General features: G+C 54.6%; 14 protein-coding genes. 9 read left to right on the top strand and 5 right to left on the bottom strand.

Annotation, left to right across the window (positions count from 1 at the left end; genetic code table 11):
• Positions 1–34: 34 nt before the first annotated feature.
• Positions 35–1,273: a diguanylate cyclase domain-containing protein gene (locus WFP70_RS23740; protein WP_337024620.1), complete on the bottom strand. Its 1,239-nt coding sequence runs from the start codon at positions 1,271–1,273 to the stop codon at positions 35–37.
• 422 nt (positions 1,274–1,695) lie between these two features.
• Between WFP70_RS23740 and WFP70_RS23735 the strand changes: the two genes are divergently transcribed.
• From WFP70_RS23735 to WFP70_RS23705, 7 genes are all read left to right on the top strand, one after another.
• Positions 1,696–1,953 (top strand): hypothetical protein, encoded by a 258-nt coding sequence (locus WFP70_RS23735; protein ID WP_337024621.1) that lies wholly within the window; start codon positions 1,696–1,698, stop codon positions 1,951–1,953.
• Positions 1,954–2,049: 96 nt separating this feature from the next.
• Positions 2,050–3,030 carry a LacI family DNA-binding transcriptional regulator gene (locus tag WFP70_RS23730; RefSeq protein WP_337024622.1) on the top strand — a complete coding sequence of 327 codons (981 nt, stop codon included), beginning with the start codon at positions 2,050–2,052 and terminating at the stop codon, positions 3,028–3,030.
• Between the two features lie 126 nt (positions 3,031–3,156).
• A complete protein-coding gene (locus WFP70_RS23725; RefSeq protein ID WP_337024623.1) occupies positions 3,157–3,966 on the top strand; it encodes an inositol monophosphatase family protein in 810 nt (269 codons plus the stop codon).
• A gap of 106 nt (positions 3,967–4,072) precedes the next feature.
• Entirely contained in the window at positions 4,073–5,431 is a 1,359-nt protein-coding gene (locus WFP70_RS23720) for an MFS transporter (protein ID WP_337024624.1), read from the top strand.
• 22 nt (positions 5,432–5,453) lie between these two features.
• Entirely contained in the window at positions 5,454–6,734 is a 1,281-nt protein-coding gene (locus tag WFP70_RS23715) for a histidine-type phosphatase (protein WP_337024625.1), read from the top strand.
• Between the two features lie 126 nt (positions 6,735–6,860).
• The gene (locus tag WFP70_RS23710; RefSeq protein ID WP_337024626.1) at positions 6,861–7,100 is read left to right on the top strand and encodes a hypothetical protein; all 240 of its coding nucleotides are present in this window, start codon (positions 6,861–6,863) and stop codon (positions 7,098–7,100) included.
• A gap of 376 nt (positions 7,101–7,476) precedes the next feature.
• Positions 7,477–8,070, top strand: a complete 594-nt coding sequence (locus tag WFP70_RS23705) for a DUF2913 family protein (protein WP_337024627.1) — start codon at positions 7,477–7,479, stop codon at positions 8,068–8,070.
• 8 nt (positions 8,071–8,078) lie between these two features.
• Here WFP70_RS23705 and WFP70_RS23700 read toward each other — a convergent pair whose 3' ends face one another.
• Both WFP70_RS23700 and WFP70_RS23695 read right to left on the bottom strand, forming a co-directional pair.
• Entirely contained in the window at positions 8,079–9,017 is a 939-nt protein-coding gene (locus WFP70_RS23700; RefSeq protein WP_337024628.1) for an Rpn family recombination-promoting nuclease/putative transposase, read from the bottom strand.
• A 79-nt stretch (positions 9,018–9,096) separates the two neighbouring features.
• Positions 9,097–9,885 (bottom strand): nucleotidyltransferase domain-containing protein, encoded by a 789-nt coding sequence (locus WFP70_RS23695; protein ID WP_337024629.1) that lies wholly within the window; start codon positions 9,883–9,885, stop codon positions 9,097–9,099.
• A 225-nt stretch (positions 9,886–10,110) separates the two neighbouring features.
• Here WFP70_RS23695 and WFP70_RS23690 point away from each other — a divergent pair, with 225 nt between their 5' ends.
• A complete protein-coding gene (locus WFP70_RS23690) occupies positions 10,111–10,569 on the top strand; it encodes a helix-turn-helix domain-containing protein (RefSeq protein WP_128602179.1) in 459 nt (152 codons plus the stop codon).
• The gene (locus WFP70_RS23685) at positions 10,566–11,141 is read left to right on the top strand and encodes a PIN domain-containing protein (RefSeq protein ID WP_337024630.1); all 576 of its coding nucleotides are present in this window, start codon (positions 10,566–10,568) and stop codon (positions 11,139–11,141) included. Before WFP70_RS23690 ends, WFP70_RS23685 begins: the two co-directional genes overlap by 4 nt.
• A 52-nt stretch (positions 11,142–11,193) precedes the next feature.
• Here WFP70_RS23685 and WFP70_RS23680 read toward each other — a convergent pair whose 3' ends face one another.
• Positions 11,194–12,231: a tyrosine-type recombinase/integrase gene (locus WFP70_RS23680; RefSeq protein WP_337024631.1), complete on the bottom strand. Its 1,038-nt coding sequence runs from the start codon at positions 12,229–12,231 to the stop codon at positions 11,194–11,196.
• Positions 12,232–12,585: 354 nt separating this feature from the next.
• On the bottom strand, positions 12,586–12,966 hold a 381-nt coding region (locus WFP70_RS23675), incomplete at its 5' end, for a MipA/OmpV family protein (protein WP_337024632.1).

Here is a 12,966-nt window from a genome sequence, read left to right as displayed (position 1 = left end):
GCCGGTTTTTTTAACTCTCCTTTGTAGCCTTTATTTAGCCACCATAAAACTGATAAGAGCCCGTTCTTTTCGCTTTCGCCTGATACATCGCTTTGTCAGCGTGATCAAATAACTGATCGACGGATACTGATCCGAAGCCTGCAAGGCTGATACCTATGGATGCCCCGATACGCACTTCCATTTTATGAATAACGAATGGCTCCCGGAGGCTGTCAATAAGACGCTGTGCGATCGCTGAAGCCGCCTCGCGATTAAGGCATTTAGCGGCTATAACGAACTCATCTCCTCCGAGGCGCGCCACTGAGTCTCCCGGGCGCATGCAGTGTTTTAATCGTTCACTCACCTGCTGCAGCAAAACGTCACCCGCAGCGTGCCCCAGGGTATCGTTAACGGGTTTGAATCCATTAAGATCGATAAAAAGAACTGTTGTGAAAGTGAGATCTTCTCCCTCAGACAGCAACCCTCTGACTTTATCGTAAACCCAGGCCCGGTTAGGCAATCCGGTCAACGTGTCCCGGGTAGCAAGCTTCTCAAGCCTTCTCATTTTTTCCTTGTCATGCGTGATATCGCGTGAGACAAGCACGGCTCCGATATTATCGCCAGTAGAGGGATCACTTACCCCACAAGCCTTAGTACCGAGCGTGATGTAGTGGCCGTCCCGGTGCCTTTTGCGAACCTCTACGACGTCCGGCAGCACGCCACCCTCAAATAGATGCATTAACGCATCTCCGGCGGATACGCGATCGTGAGGATGGAGGAAATCCACCACGCGCTGGCCAACTATCTCGTCCACTGAATATCCAATCATTTCGCTGTATGAAGGCGAAATCGATACGTACCTGCCGTCCCTGTCACAATGCGCGATTAGGTCGGTGCTGTTTTCAATCAACAACCGGTATTCGGTCGCCGTGCGCAGAGCATCCTCAAGTGCTTTACGCTGACCGGTTATATCAAGGATAAATCCATTGAAATGGCCAGGAGAGTTACTGGTCGTGCTCCCCGGTAAACCAGACAGGATCACCCGGCGCCTGGTCCCGTCAAGGCAGTTAATCGGTACTTCAATATTAAAAGGGGTCAACATTTCCAGTGCTGCAGTGAGTTGCTGCGCAATCGTTGCGTCATTATCAGCCTGTGCGAACTTCAGCCATGCACTCAGCGTAACGCCTTTAAGTGCGGGGATCAGGCCTTCAGGGCTTTCCTGACTGGTAACACAGAAGCCACAGGCGTCGGTGGACCAGACGGCGGAAAGGGCAGGTTTGATCGCATTGCTCATTATTTTGAACTCCGTTTTAGACTGTCGATCCTGGATAACCTCAACAATAATCGTGATAGATACCTTTTATCCGTCACTGCCGTTCCTGGAGTTCATCATTTAATAAGAGATAAAAGCGTTTCATTTTGGGTATGGCATCCATGCTTAGCGTTGTTGATAAACCTGCAGAAATCAAACTGCGGATTATTTCTGGAGTGAGGGACCAGTCAGACACTATCGGCAATTACGAATCAATGTTTATCGGCTGATCAGTCCGCTAACTTAAGTGTCACATCCCCCCGAAATAGGTTTTAGTAGCGCTGTTATGCAGGCTGTCTAACACTGTGCTCTATAACCAACCGAAAGTTCACTAAGCCATTAGCGAGTTATAGTTTTCGTTATTACGCTTTATGCTTTAGGAATAAGGAAATTTTGAGGTGGTTATGGCTCGTAAAAATGTAAAAAAAGCAGTGAGTGCTCATGAAGCTCACATCGAACAGCTGAAGTGCTTCCTGCGCGAATCAGAAATTATTCTGCGCGCGCTGGAAGAAAAGCAAACCACGGCAAGGGAAACGTTGCTGCACGAGAAGCGTCTGAGCGCAGCCCGGAGGGAATACCTTCAGCTGCAGAACGAACTCAGTCTGACCACTGAAAAACATAACAGACTCTTACGTCAGAAAAAGGTCATGCAGCCTGCCTGACCAGAGGCGCCACCAGCATTTCTGAAAAAAGTTGTAGCCCTGAGGTGAGTTTTCCCTGTGTAATCAGTGCAGGCGAATCGGCAGGGTGGACAACGGATGACTGAAAAAGGGAAAAGCTGGGTAAAGGCTGAAGACGTGGCGCGGCTGGCGGGTGTTTCCCGTTCGGCCGTCTCCAGAACTTTCACGCCTGGCGCGTCCGTTGCAGAAAAAACCCGCGCGAAGATAATGCGTGCCGCCGAGCAGCTGGGCTATCAGGTCAATATCATTGCCCGCACCATGAACACCGGCAGCAGCAACTTTATCGGCATCGTCACCGCCGGATTTGATAATCCTTTCCGCAGCAAACTTCTCGCCCCTCTGGTCCACCAGCTGGCGTTGCACGGCTTTATGCCGCTGTTGATGAATGCCGACGACCCGGAACAGCTGGCGCCTTCGCTGCGACAGCTGCTCAGCTATCACGTCGCGGGCGTCATCATCACCTCCGGCGCGCCGCCACTGTCGCTGGCCGAAGAGTACCTGGCGCGCAAAATCCCGGTCACGCTGATTAACCGCCACGCGGACCTGCCGGGCTGCGACCGCGTGACCAGTGATAACGCGCAGGGCATGCAGCTGATGGCTGACTACTGCCGCCAGCGGGGCTGGCAGAATATCGGTTTTATCGGCGAACACAGCAGCAATTTCAGCACGGAACAACGCTACGAAGCGCTGCAGGCTTGCGCACCAGACCTCACCATTAGCTCCCGTTTTATTGCCGGCGGCGGCTATGCGGCAGGCCGGGCGGCGGCACAGGAACTAAGCGAATGCCAGGTGCTGCTGTGCGCCACGGACATGCTCGCTCTGGGCGCGATGGACGGCCTGCGGGCGATGAACAGTAGCGGCGATCTTCCTGCGGTCATCGGTTTTGATGACATTCCGCAGGCCAGCTGGGATCCCTATCACCTCACCACCGTGCAGCAGGATACAGACGGCCTGGCGCAGCAGGCGGTCGACCTGCTGGTGACCCGTATTGAACAGTTTGATCTCCCGTCCCGCCAGCGCGCCGTGCCGGTGAAATTAATCGTTCGTCATAGCGCATAATGGAAAATTAATTTTATGTGGATTTGCTCACAGATTAATCTTCGCAATCCAGCCAGACTCTTTTCTGCCCTGCGGGGCTAATTTTTTGCCACAAAATGCACACGTGTGCATTATCGAGGAGAAGTTATGGCTACCCATGAAGTTGATTCGCTTCTGGCGCGTTACCGTTTCGCCTGCAGTCTTGCGGAGTCCGGGGGAAAGCTGGCCTATGAGTTTTATCAGCAGCGCGACAGCCTGCTCACCGAACACAAGGGGGATGACCTGCAGGACGTGGTCAGCCGCGCCGACTGCGAGGTGGAGTCTTACGTTAAATCACGCATTGCAGACGCTTTCCCGGAAGATGGATTTCTTGGTGAAGAGAGCGGCACCGTGGATGCGCAGCAGCGCGTGCTGTGGGTCGTTGACCCGATTGACGGCACCAGTTGTTTCCTTAACGGGCTGCACACCTGGTGCCTGTCGCTGGCTATCGTGGTGGACGGTGAACCGGTGATTGGCGTGGTGTACGACCCGAATCACCACGAACTCTTCCATGCTCTGAAAGGACAGGGCGCATGGCTGAATGACCGGCGGATCACACCGCATGCGGCGACAAGCGTGGCAGGCGGCGTGATGGGCGTCGGCACCTCGCACCGCGTGTCCTCCGCGGATTTCCTGCCGTTTCTGGATGAGCTGCTGCAGCACGGCGGCATGTTCGTCCGCAACGGTTCGGGTGCTCTGATGAGCGCCTGGGCCGCCGCCGGGCGACTGATTGGTTATTACGAACCGCACATGAATCCGTGGGACGGCCTGCCGGGCATCGTGCTAATGCGCGAAGCCGGCGGCTCCACAAACGACTACCTGGCTGACGAGGGCATCGCGCGCGGCAACCCGGTACTGCTGGCAAGTGAAACGCTTTACCCACAATTAAAACAATGGGTTAAACAACCCTTACGCTAACCTGCACGGGCAGGGCTTCTGATTCTGTACTCTACATAAAATGGAACCGGCCGTCAGGGATGATACACAGCAATCAGCAACGCCTCCGCCTTTCGGAGACAACAAGATGTCTGGATTACTCAGCTATTTCCGCGCCAGTCCGGAGAAACACGCCGGCGCCTTTAATGAACAGCGCTTCCGCTTCGTGCGGTGGCAGACGTTTCTGGCGATGACGCTCGCTTACGTGACGTTTTACGTATGCCGTCTGTCGTTCACCGTGGCAAAAAGCGCCCTGGTGGACCTCGGTATTTCACCTTCCGAGCTGGGCATGATCGGTTCCGCGCTGTTTTTCAGTTATGCCATCGGCAAGCTGGTAAACGGATTTATTGCCGACCACGCTAACGTGGTGCGCTTTATGAGCCTGGGCCTGCTGCTCAGCGCAGGCATGAACCTGATGATGGGCATGACCACCAACGCCATGCTGCTGGCCATCTTCTGGGGCATCAACGGCTGGGCACAGTCGATGGGCGTGGGACCGTGTGCGGTGTCGCTCGCGCGCTGGTACGGCACGAAAGAGCGCGGCACCTTCTATTCCATCTGGTCGACCGCGCACAACATCGGTGAGGCCATGACCTATATGGTGATCGCCGCGGTGATTGCCGGATACGGCTGGCACATGGGCTATCTCTCCACTGCCGCGCTGGGCGCAGCAGGCGTGGTGATCATGCTGCTGTTTATGCGTGACTCGCCGCAGAGCAGCGGTTTCCCGTCCATTCATGAAATCAGCAACGAGCCCCTGGAAGAACACGAGGCGAAAAGCTCCATCCTGAAAAACCAGCTGTTTGCGCTGCGCAACCCGGCACTGTGGACGCTGGCGCTGGCCTCAGCCTTTATGTACATCGACCGCTACGGCGTAAACTCCTGGGGCATATTCTTCCTGCAGCAGGGTAAGGGCTACACCACCGTGGAGGCCTCGGCGATCATTGGCGTCAATGCCATCGCGGGTATTGTCGGTACCATCCTGGCGGGGGTGCTGTCGGACCGTTTCTTTGCAAAAAACCGCAGCATCATGGCCGGTTTCATCAGCCTGATTAACACCGGTGGCTTTGCGCTGATGCTGTGGTCACCGCACAGCTACTACACCGACATCATCTCCATGGTCATTTTTGGCGCCACCATCGGTGCGCTGACCTGCTTCCTGGGCGGCCTGCTGGCCGTGGACATTTCATCCCGTAAAGCAGCGGGCGCAGCACTGGGTACCATCGGCATCGTCAGCTACGCCGGCGCCGGGTTTGGCGAGTTTCTCACCGGCATCATCATCGACAGAACATCGGTGATTGAGAACGGCAAAAAAATCTACGATTTTCACACGTTGTCCCTGTTCTGGGTGGCAGCCGGTCTCGTTTCCGCGCTGTTGTGCTTTGTCACCGCCGTAATGGTGGCGAGACGCAACGCCAGCGAACACCGCACCCTTTCTCCCTCTTAATCAGTTCAGTAAGGAAGACATTATGATGCCACGCAGACATCAGGCCGCCGCACGCCTGTTTATCGCCGGTACACTATGGTTATGCGCCTCTCAGGCGCACGCAGAAGCACAGTATCAGCTGGAGAAAGTCGTCGAACTCAACCGTCACGGCATTCGCCCGCCCACGCCAGGCAACCGCAAGGATATTGAAGCGGCCACGCATCGTGCCTGGACAACCTGGACCACGCGCGACGGGGAGCTTACCGGTCACGGCTATGCCGCCGTGGCGAACAAGGGCCGCTGGGAAGGGGAGCATTACCGCGAGCTGGGCCTGCTGACCGCGGGCTGCCCGCAACCGCAGGATGTATACGTGCGCGCCAGCCCACTTCAGCGCACCCGCGCCACGGCACAGGCGCTGGTTGACGGGGCCTTTCCCGGCTGTGGCGTATCGGTCCATCGGGTAGAGGGAGAGGACGACCCGCTTTTCCAGACGGAGGCGTTTCCTGCCACCAATACTGACCCGGCAAAACAGCTGGCGGCAGTAAGAGCGAAGGCACGGGATTTAGCTGCACGTCAGCAGGCGCTGCAGCCGGCGGTGCAGGCACTCAAACAAGCGGTGTGCAGCCCGGATGCTGACTGCTCGTACTTCGACAAGCCCTGGCAGATTAAACAGAGTAAGAGCGGTAAAGCCTCCATCGACGGCCTGAGCGTACTGGCAAACATGGTTGAAACTCTGCGCCTTGGATGGAATGAAAACCTGCCGCTGAGCCAGCTGGCGTGGGGTAACATCACCTCATCCGCGCAGATCACAGCGGTGCTGCCGCTGCTCACGGCGAATTACGATATGGGCAACGATGTGATGTATACAGCGCAAAAACGCGGGTCGATTCTGCTCAACACTATGCTGCAGGGCGTCGGACAGGGTGTTTCCGATACGACGGATAAGCTGCCGGACTCCCGCTGGCTGCTGCTGGTTGCCCATGATACCAATATTGCCATGGTGCGCACCCTGATGAACTTCACGTGGACGCTGTCAGGCTACACGCGTGGCAACATTCCGCCGGGCAGCAGCCTGGTGTTTGAGCGCTGGCGCGATACGAAAAGCGGCGAACGGTTCCTGCACGTCTATTTCCAGGGGCAGAGCCTAGATGACCTGCGGCGCCTGCAGACGGTTGATGACCAACATCCGTTGCTGCGGGAAGAGTGGCACCAGTCCGATTGCCGGATCACCGAAGTGGGCACGTTATGTCCGATGAAAACGGCGCTGAAAGCGCTTGGCCGGAATCTGGACTCAGATTCCATCACGCCGGTGAGCTATCAGTAAGTCACTGAAGTACACGGGTACACAAATATCTGTGTGCCCGTATTCTCCGGTACGCATGTCAGGTCTGACATTTTCAGGAAAGGCACGCAAACGTCACCAGGTGCCTGTATTTAAGCTATCTTGTTTATGTTGAAAGTCTTTTTGGAAAAGAACGGCATGCTCATGAAGTTAACGGAAGCGGAGCTGACCACACTGGTAGGCAGTCGTTTCGCATCAACTGAAAACAATGCCGCAGCCAGCGTCACGACGGTCCTGGAAGTCAGGATCCAGAGTGGCAGGCAGCTGATTGTCCATGAGCTGTACGGCAGGCAACACAAGACACCCCTCACTGTATTTATGCTCAGATTTCCCTATGCGCTGACCTGAAGGCTGCTGCCTTTGTGCCAGAACACCGCTGACGTTCGAGGCGTGATGGTCTGCGTGTTTAACATCCTGAAAATGCCGGCGCGGATCCTGAAAAAAACCCGCCAGAAGACGGGTTAAATAAATCAGTACAGAAATTCTCGTTTGCAACAGCGTAGTTGTGTGTGCATCACGATATTACTCTGGTCAGGGTGGAATTTATATTTACCTTTCGTTACTGGTCATAGGAGTTATCTATAACCCGCGCTTCCATTTACGCTGTCAGCCTCAGGCCACCTGTAGGGCGGACAGGCTCCATGATAAACAGGGATGAAATTGAAGCCCGCGCAGGTTAGGATCAGCAATTAAATCGGCATACCAACGAAAAATTAATTAAAGTATGGATACCACGGACCTCTACGTCGATCACCTTGCCTGGTGCGGGCTTATCGCACTGAACATGGCGCGTCAGGCCGGAGCCGTCAGTTCCGCTGCGCAGGAAAATCTCTTTTTATGCAGATGGCTGGCGACGGCAGAGAAGAAGCGTCTGTTCCGGCGTGAACTGGCTAATGACATACGCTGGCTGCTCAGGGAGGGTCGGGAGAAGGGGCTTCGCGCGGATCTTCCAGGCAAGCTGGAATATCTCTGGCGGGCAAGCAGCGGCGATCTGCTGGCGCAGAATGATTTATTCCGCCTCCAGCACGTGATGCACGCCATTACGCTGACGGGTATTAATTACGGCGTTCTCACCGAGTCTGAATGGGAAGGGCGCCGCGCGGTTAAACTGAGTCCGAAGGTGCCGGGAGTCTTTTTAAGGAAAAACGATCTGGAAACCGGATTCGATGACGATGGGCTTCAGATCTCCCCTCTCGCTGTACGCATCACCGCCGATCTTCCTGCTGTCGATGCGCTGCTGAAGCGTGCAGGATGGCAACGTCATGCCAGTACAACGGATCCCCTGCTGCATCATTTAATTTCCAGCAACCAGGGGTAAGAGGGCTTTTAGTGATGAATTTTAGAAAGCACTTCGTCTGACAATCCGGTCAGTTCTTTGACCTTTTGCAGAGGAATACCGCTTTTAAGCATCTTGCCGGCCAGTTCGAATCTCTCTTCAAGCTTCCCTTCCTGACGGCCTTTCATCTCCCCGAGCTGAAGGCCCTCCTGGCGTCCAATCTCAATGCCTTTCTGCTCCAGTTGTTGTGCAATCGTCATCAGAGCATCCTCATGCTGTGGCACTTTCTGTGCCAGGTTACGTACAAAAGCTTCAGCGTCATCAGTTTCGCCTGCCTGTACAAGATAGTTTATCAGCGATACAAGTTGCTGTCCCGTCAGATGTCCGGTCAGCATTGTAGCAGCCAGCCGATCAAGAAGTTCAGTCAGGTCCCGGTGATGAATATGCTTTTGTAGCAGAGTCAGTGCAGCCATGCTGCGGTGATTCATTATCTCGTCATCAGGTATGACTGTAACATCGACCAGTGGAAATGCCGCTCCGTATAACCGTGCAGCAATGTCCGGTTCGCTGAATTCCTGAAGCCAGTCGGTCGAGTAAGGGTAAGGACTTCGCCGCCCGGTATAAAACAGGACTGGGATCACCAGCGGCAGCTGCTTATGACCGGCATCAAGATGGCGCTGCATAGCCGCTATAGCGTATCGCATCAGCCTAAACGCCATATGCCGATCGGGCGTGGACTGATGCTCAATCAGCACATGAATATAGCCGTCACCGCGGGTGGTTTTAACGCTGTAAAGCACGTCGCTGTAATAGGCGCGAAGGTTTTCTTCCACAAAACTGCCGGACTCAAGTTTTAGTGTGCTGAGGTCGCAAATCGCGCGAAACTCTGCCGGCACGTGTAGTTCGATAAAGTCGCGCGCCGTATCCGGGTGCGTCAGAAATGCTTTGAATGTCGCATCGTGGGGTGTCGGTGTTGTTGTTTTACTCATGTCACTGATATCCGTCAGCCAGATGACCTTCTACTTCAGAAGATTTAGGGTGTGTTAGGGCATTGCCGGCTTTTAGGGATTACCGATTGCGCGTGCTGAATTCCGCATTTAGCCAGTAGACAAATGTCGAGATCCTGCTGGCGAAAGCCATGATATCGCCGCGAGGGCGTTTACTGATGCTCAGCAGGTAGTCCATTCCTTCTGAGAGAGCCGGATAAAGGTCGTTAAACTTTGCACAGTGCTCTTCCAGCGTCATGGGCCAGTCTGAATCATTTTCGTCTCTCAGAATATTTGTCGAACGAATGGCCTTACGGGCCGCAGCTCTTTGCAGCCTCTGCCGTTGTGCGGGTTCTGAAGGCGGTTTCATCTGTGAAGCGTATTCATTAAGCACGTTAAAAAAATCACCATTTACGGCAACGGCAATCTCCCTTGAAGGCCTGAAGGCTGCAAAACGTTCGCGTAAATCCTGGCCGTATACGCAGACGCAATGGTGCTTGAGCCAGTATCCCCATCGATTGAGCTGTTGAGGATCCATCACAGTGGAGAGGGTGCCGGTGTCCAGGTCAATTTTACTGATTACCGGATGTGCCTCTTCGAGCGACCTGATGACCTCAGTCAGTGTAGGCGATTCAGTCCCGACGCGTTCACGACTGAAAATAACCGTGATATCCAGATCAGACACCGTCTCTACGGCGGTTCCCTGAGCCACGCTCCCGTAGACATAGATGCTGTGTATGTTGTCTGCCTGAGAAATGACAAGAGCTTTAGCAACATCGCTAATCATATTGCTGAACTGGGGCTGTAAATTTTTTCCGTCAGGGTCGGAGATAAAACCGGTTTCATCAACAGCCATTTTTCTCAGCTTCATCAGGGAACATGTTTACATTATGAAGGATAGGCCTGGACAGTTCACCCGATCTGTAAACCCCGTGCAGGTGAAGAGTGCCAGGCAGCACAACTTTCCCCGCGTTGATGGCTCTTGTTATGCCAGCGGACCCTGCCTGCAGCGTTAAGCTACACGTCACAACATAATGCGGTTGCATATAACGCCACCATTTGCGAAAATTTCGAATAATAGATACAGGAGGTGTTCATGACACAACTTCAGAATAAGCTTCCTTCCCTGCAGGAAGCGGAACTTGCGCGCCTGTGCAGCAGGGAACTCTCCGCCGTGCTCGAAACACGCGCAGAGTCACAGCAGGTTTCACTCACTGACAAACGTGGCCAGATCCACAATGTCAGCATTCCGGTCAGCGCGCTGCGTATGCTGGTAGACGTGCTCACCGAGCTGGGTGAAGGAAACGCCGTGCGCCTTGTTCCGGTCGGAGCAGAGATGACAACGCAGGAAGTGGCCGATCTGCTTAACATTTCGCGTCCAACGCTGATTCGCCTGCTGGACAACGGTGAACTGCCTTACCATCGTACGGGAAACCGCCGTAAAATCCGCTACGTGGACGCGCTTGCTTACCGCAACAAACTTGTGAACCAGAGGCATGATGCGCTTGATGAGCTGGGTGCACTTGATCAGGAACTTGGGCTGGGTTACGAATGAGTTCTGGTTATACCGTCGTATTTGACGCCTGCGTTCTCTACCCTGCACCTCTGCGCAGCTTCCTGATGTACCTTGCTGCCGGCGGGCAGTTTCGCGCGCGCTGGAGTGAAGACATCCATGAAGAGTGGATACGTAACGTGTTGCTCAATCGCACCGAGCTTAACAGGGCTCAGCTTGAGCGTGTCCGCGCATTAATGGATCGCCATGTACCGGATGCTCTGGTAACCGGATATCAGTCTCTGATTGAATCCATCAGGGGATTGCCTGATGAAGACGACCGTCACGTCGTTGCCGCTGCGATCGTGGCCCAGGCAGAAGGTATTGTGACGTTTAACCTCAGGGATTTTCCTGATGAGGTGCTGTCGGTATGGAACCTGCGTGCTATTCACCCTGACAGCTTTATCACTGATCTTACCGACCTGGACATCACCGTTGTGATCGACGCGGCCCGGCGCCAGCGCGCCAGTCTTTCGTCTCCGCCTTTCACGCCCGATGAGTATCTTGACTGTCTGCTGCGGCAGCAGCTTCCGGAAACCGTCTCCCGGTTACGGCCTCTGGCAGCATTAATCTGAATATTCGCTTGCTAATGGCATTCGGAGCGGGCCTGGCGGACACCTGGCCCCTTTAGTCAGGCCAGGTGTCCGCCTCCATCAGACCGACCATAGCCCCTTTATGGGCCTCGACCATGCGGATATACCGCATCACGGTCTGGGTCTGCGTCCAGGTGCCTTCCTGCATAATCTGCGCAATGGAGATGCCCTTTCTGGCCATATCCTGCGCGGCGCCGACGCGCGCGCTGTGGCCACTCCAGCTGGAGTAGCGTCCCTTGTTCGTTTTAAGGGGAGCTTTCGCTCCGGCGTGATGCCTTGCGCGGCGCCAGATATCTTCCAGGCACGGAGCGCTCATGGGCACTGTTGAGACTGCGGTAATTTTGTTTGACCGGTGTATGGGGCAAAACAGAACCGCATCGGGTTCCTCCGCCAGGCCGGCGGCGTTAATCCATTCCATTAGCCGCTCAGAGGAGCGTGAACTGAGCGCCTTGACGATGCCGCCTGACTGAAGAATGGTCTTGGTCCAGCCGACGTCGAGGATAATGCGGCCGTCGGCCGATCGAGTAATGTCACGCACCCGAAGGCGGGACAACTCACTCATACGCAGCAATGTGCCGTATGCCACGTGCATGAAGGCGAGGTCCCGCAGATGCTGAAGCCGGGGCGAATGCTTCCAGGCAACATCGAGACGATTCAGATCCGGCCGGCAGAAGGGCACCGCCTGCCCGGTGCGCTCGCCGGAGACGACGGCCGTACGGTTAATTTTCTTTTTAGCACGAATAACGTCCGGTGAAACCGTCGGAGGCACCAGCCCTGCGTTACGGTGTAACATCGACAGAAGGGCGGCGTGCACCGAGATGGTCGAAGTTGATCGGCCAAGCGCCTGCAGGTGAAACAGGTAGTCCTGCATATCCTCCGGCGACATCGGCAGAAATGAACGGCTGTTTTCCTGCGACCAGCGCCAGCAGATCCGCATTACGCTGAGCAGCTGGCGCCAGGTATTCGGCGAGAAGGCCTCGCGGTGCCGGACAAAGGCGGCCAGCTTCGCGGTGAGTTCGTCACCGGCGCTGCCGCTGAGGGCCACGCCGGTAAAAACGGAGATGTCGTTCATGTCTGCTCAGTCTTTGTCCGTTTTGATGACGGCATCGCTACGTGAATTCTGAAGAGATAACAGGGCATATGCCCGCCAGATTTTACGTAGCGCTGCCGGAGAATTATCCACCTGCGCCCGCACTAGCAGCAAGGCAGCGTAAAGGTTCCGCCGTCACGTATAAATGGCCAAAAGCCCAGGATCCGGCCCGGATCCGCATGATACAGGGGTTTTTCGGGTTTGTCTGGCCTTATATAATCTATATTATATAAGGTCAAAAATTCCAAAGTTGACTGGCGTCTATATGATGAGAGATGTGATGGACTGAATTCAATAAAATTTATGGAGGAATTAAGGGTTAATACTGAGTTTTAACTACCAGGAGTAACCAATCCCGGTAATAAATAACCACTCACCATTATGTTGCACCAGCGGACTGTCCGCGATCCCTTTATCGTAATACTCATAATTGGCTGTAAACATTCCAATCCAGTGGGAACTGAATCGGTAACTGGTTACGACTGAAGCCATCGGCGAAATAGTAGTACCGGTATCCCAGCTATTTCGGTCTGATGATGATTCAGATGAAGAAACGCCTCCAAAATAGTAATTTGCCAGTTTGTCGCTGCGAACGACAGCACCCACACCTGGCATTACAAGCAATTGATCCCAGACGATTGGAAAATCAGCCCAAACCAGTAACTCCTGTCCATTACTATGGCCTGTCACATCAGAAACAATACGGGTTGTCAGCAG

The sequence above is a fragment of the Pantoea sp. USMM079 genome, assembly GCF_037153115.1.
Lineage (GTDB): Bacteria > Pseudomonadota > Gammaproteobacteria > Enterobacterales > Enterobacteriaceae > Pantoea > Pantoea communis.
Note: the sequence above shows the minus strand (reverse complement) of the source record. Positions and strands in the feature narration are given on the sequence as shown.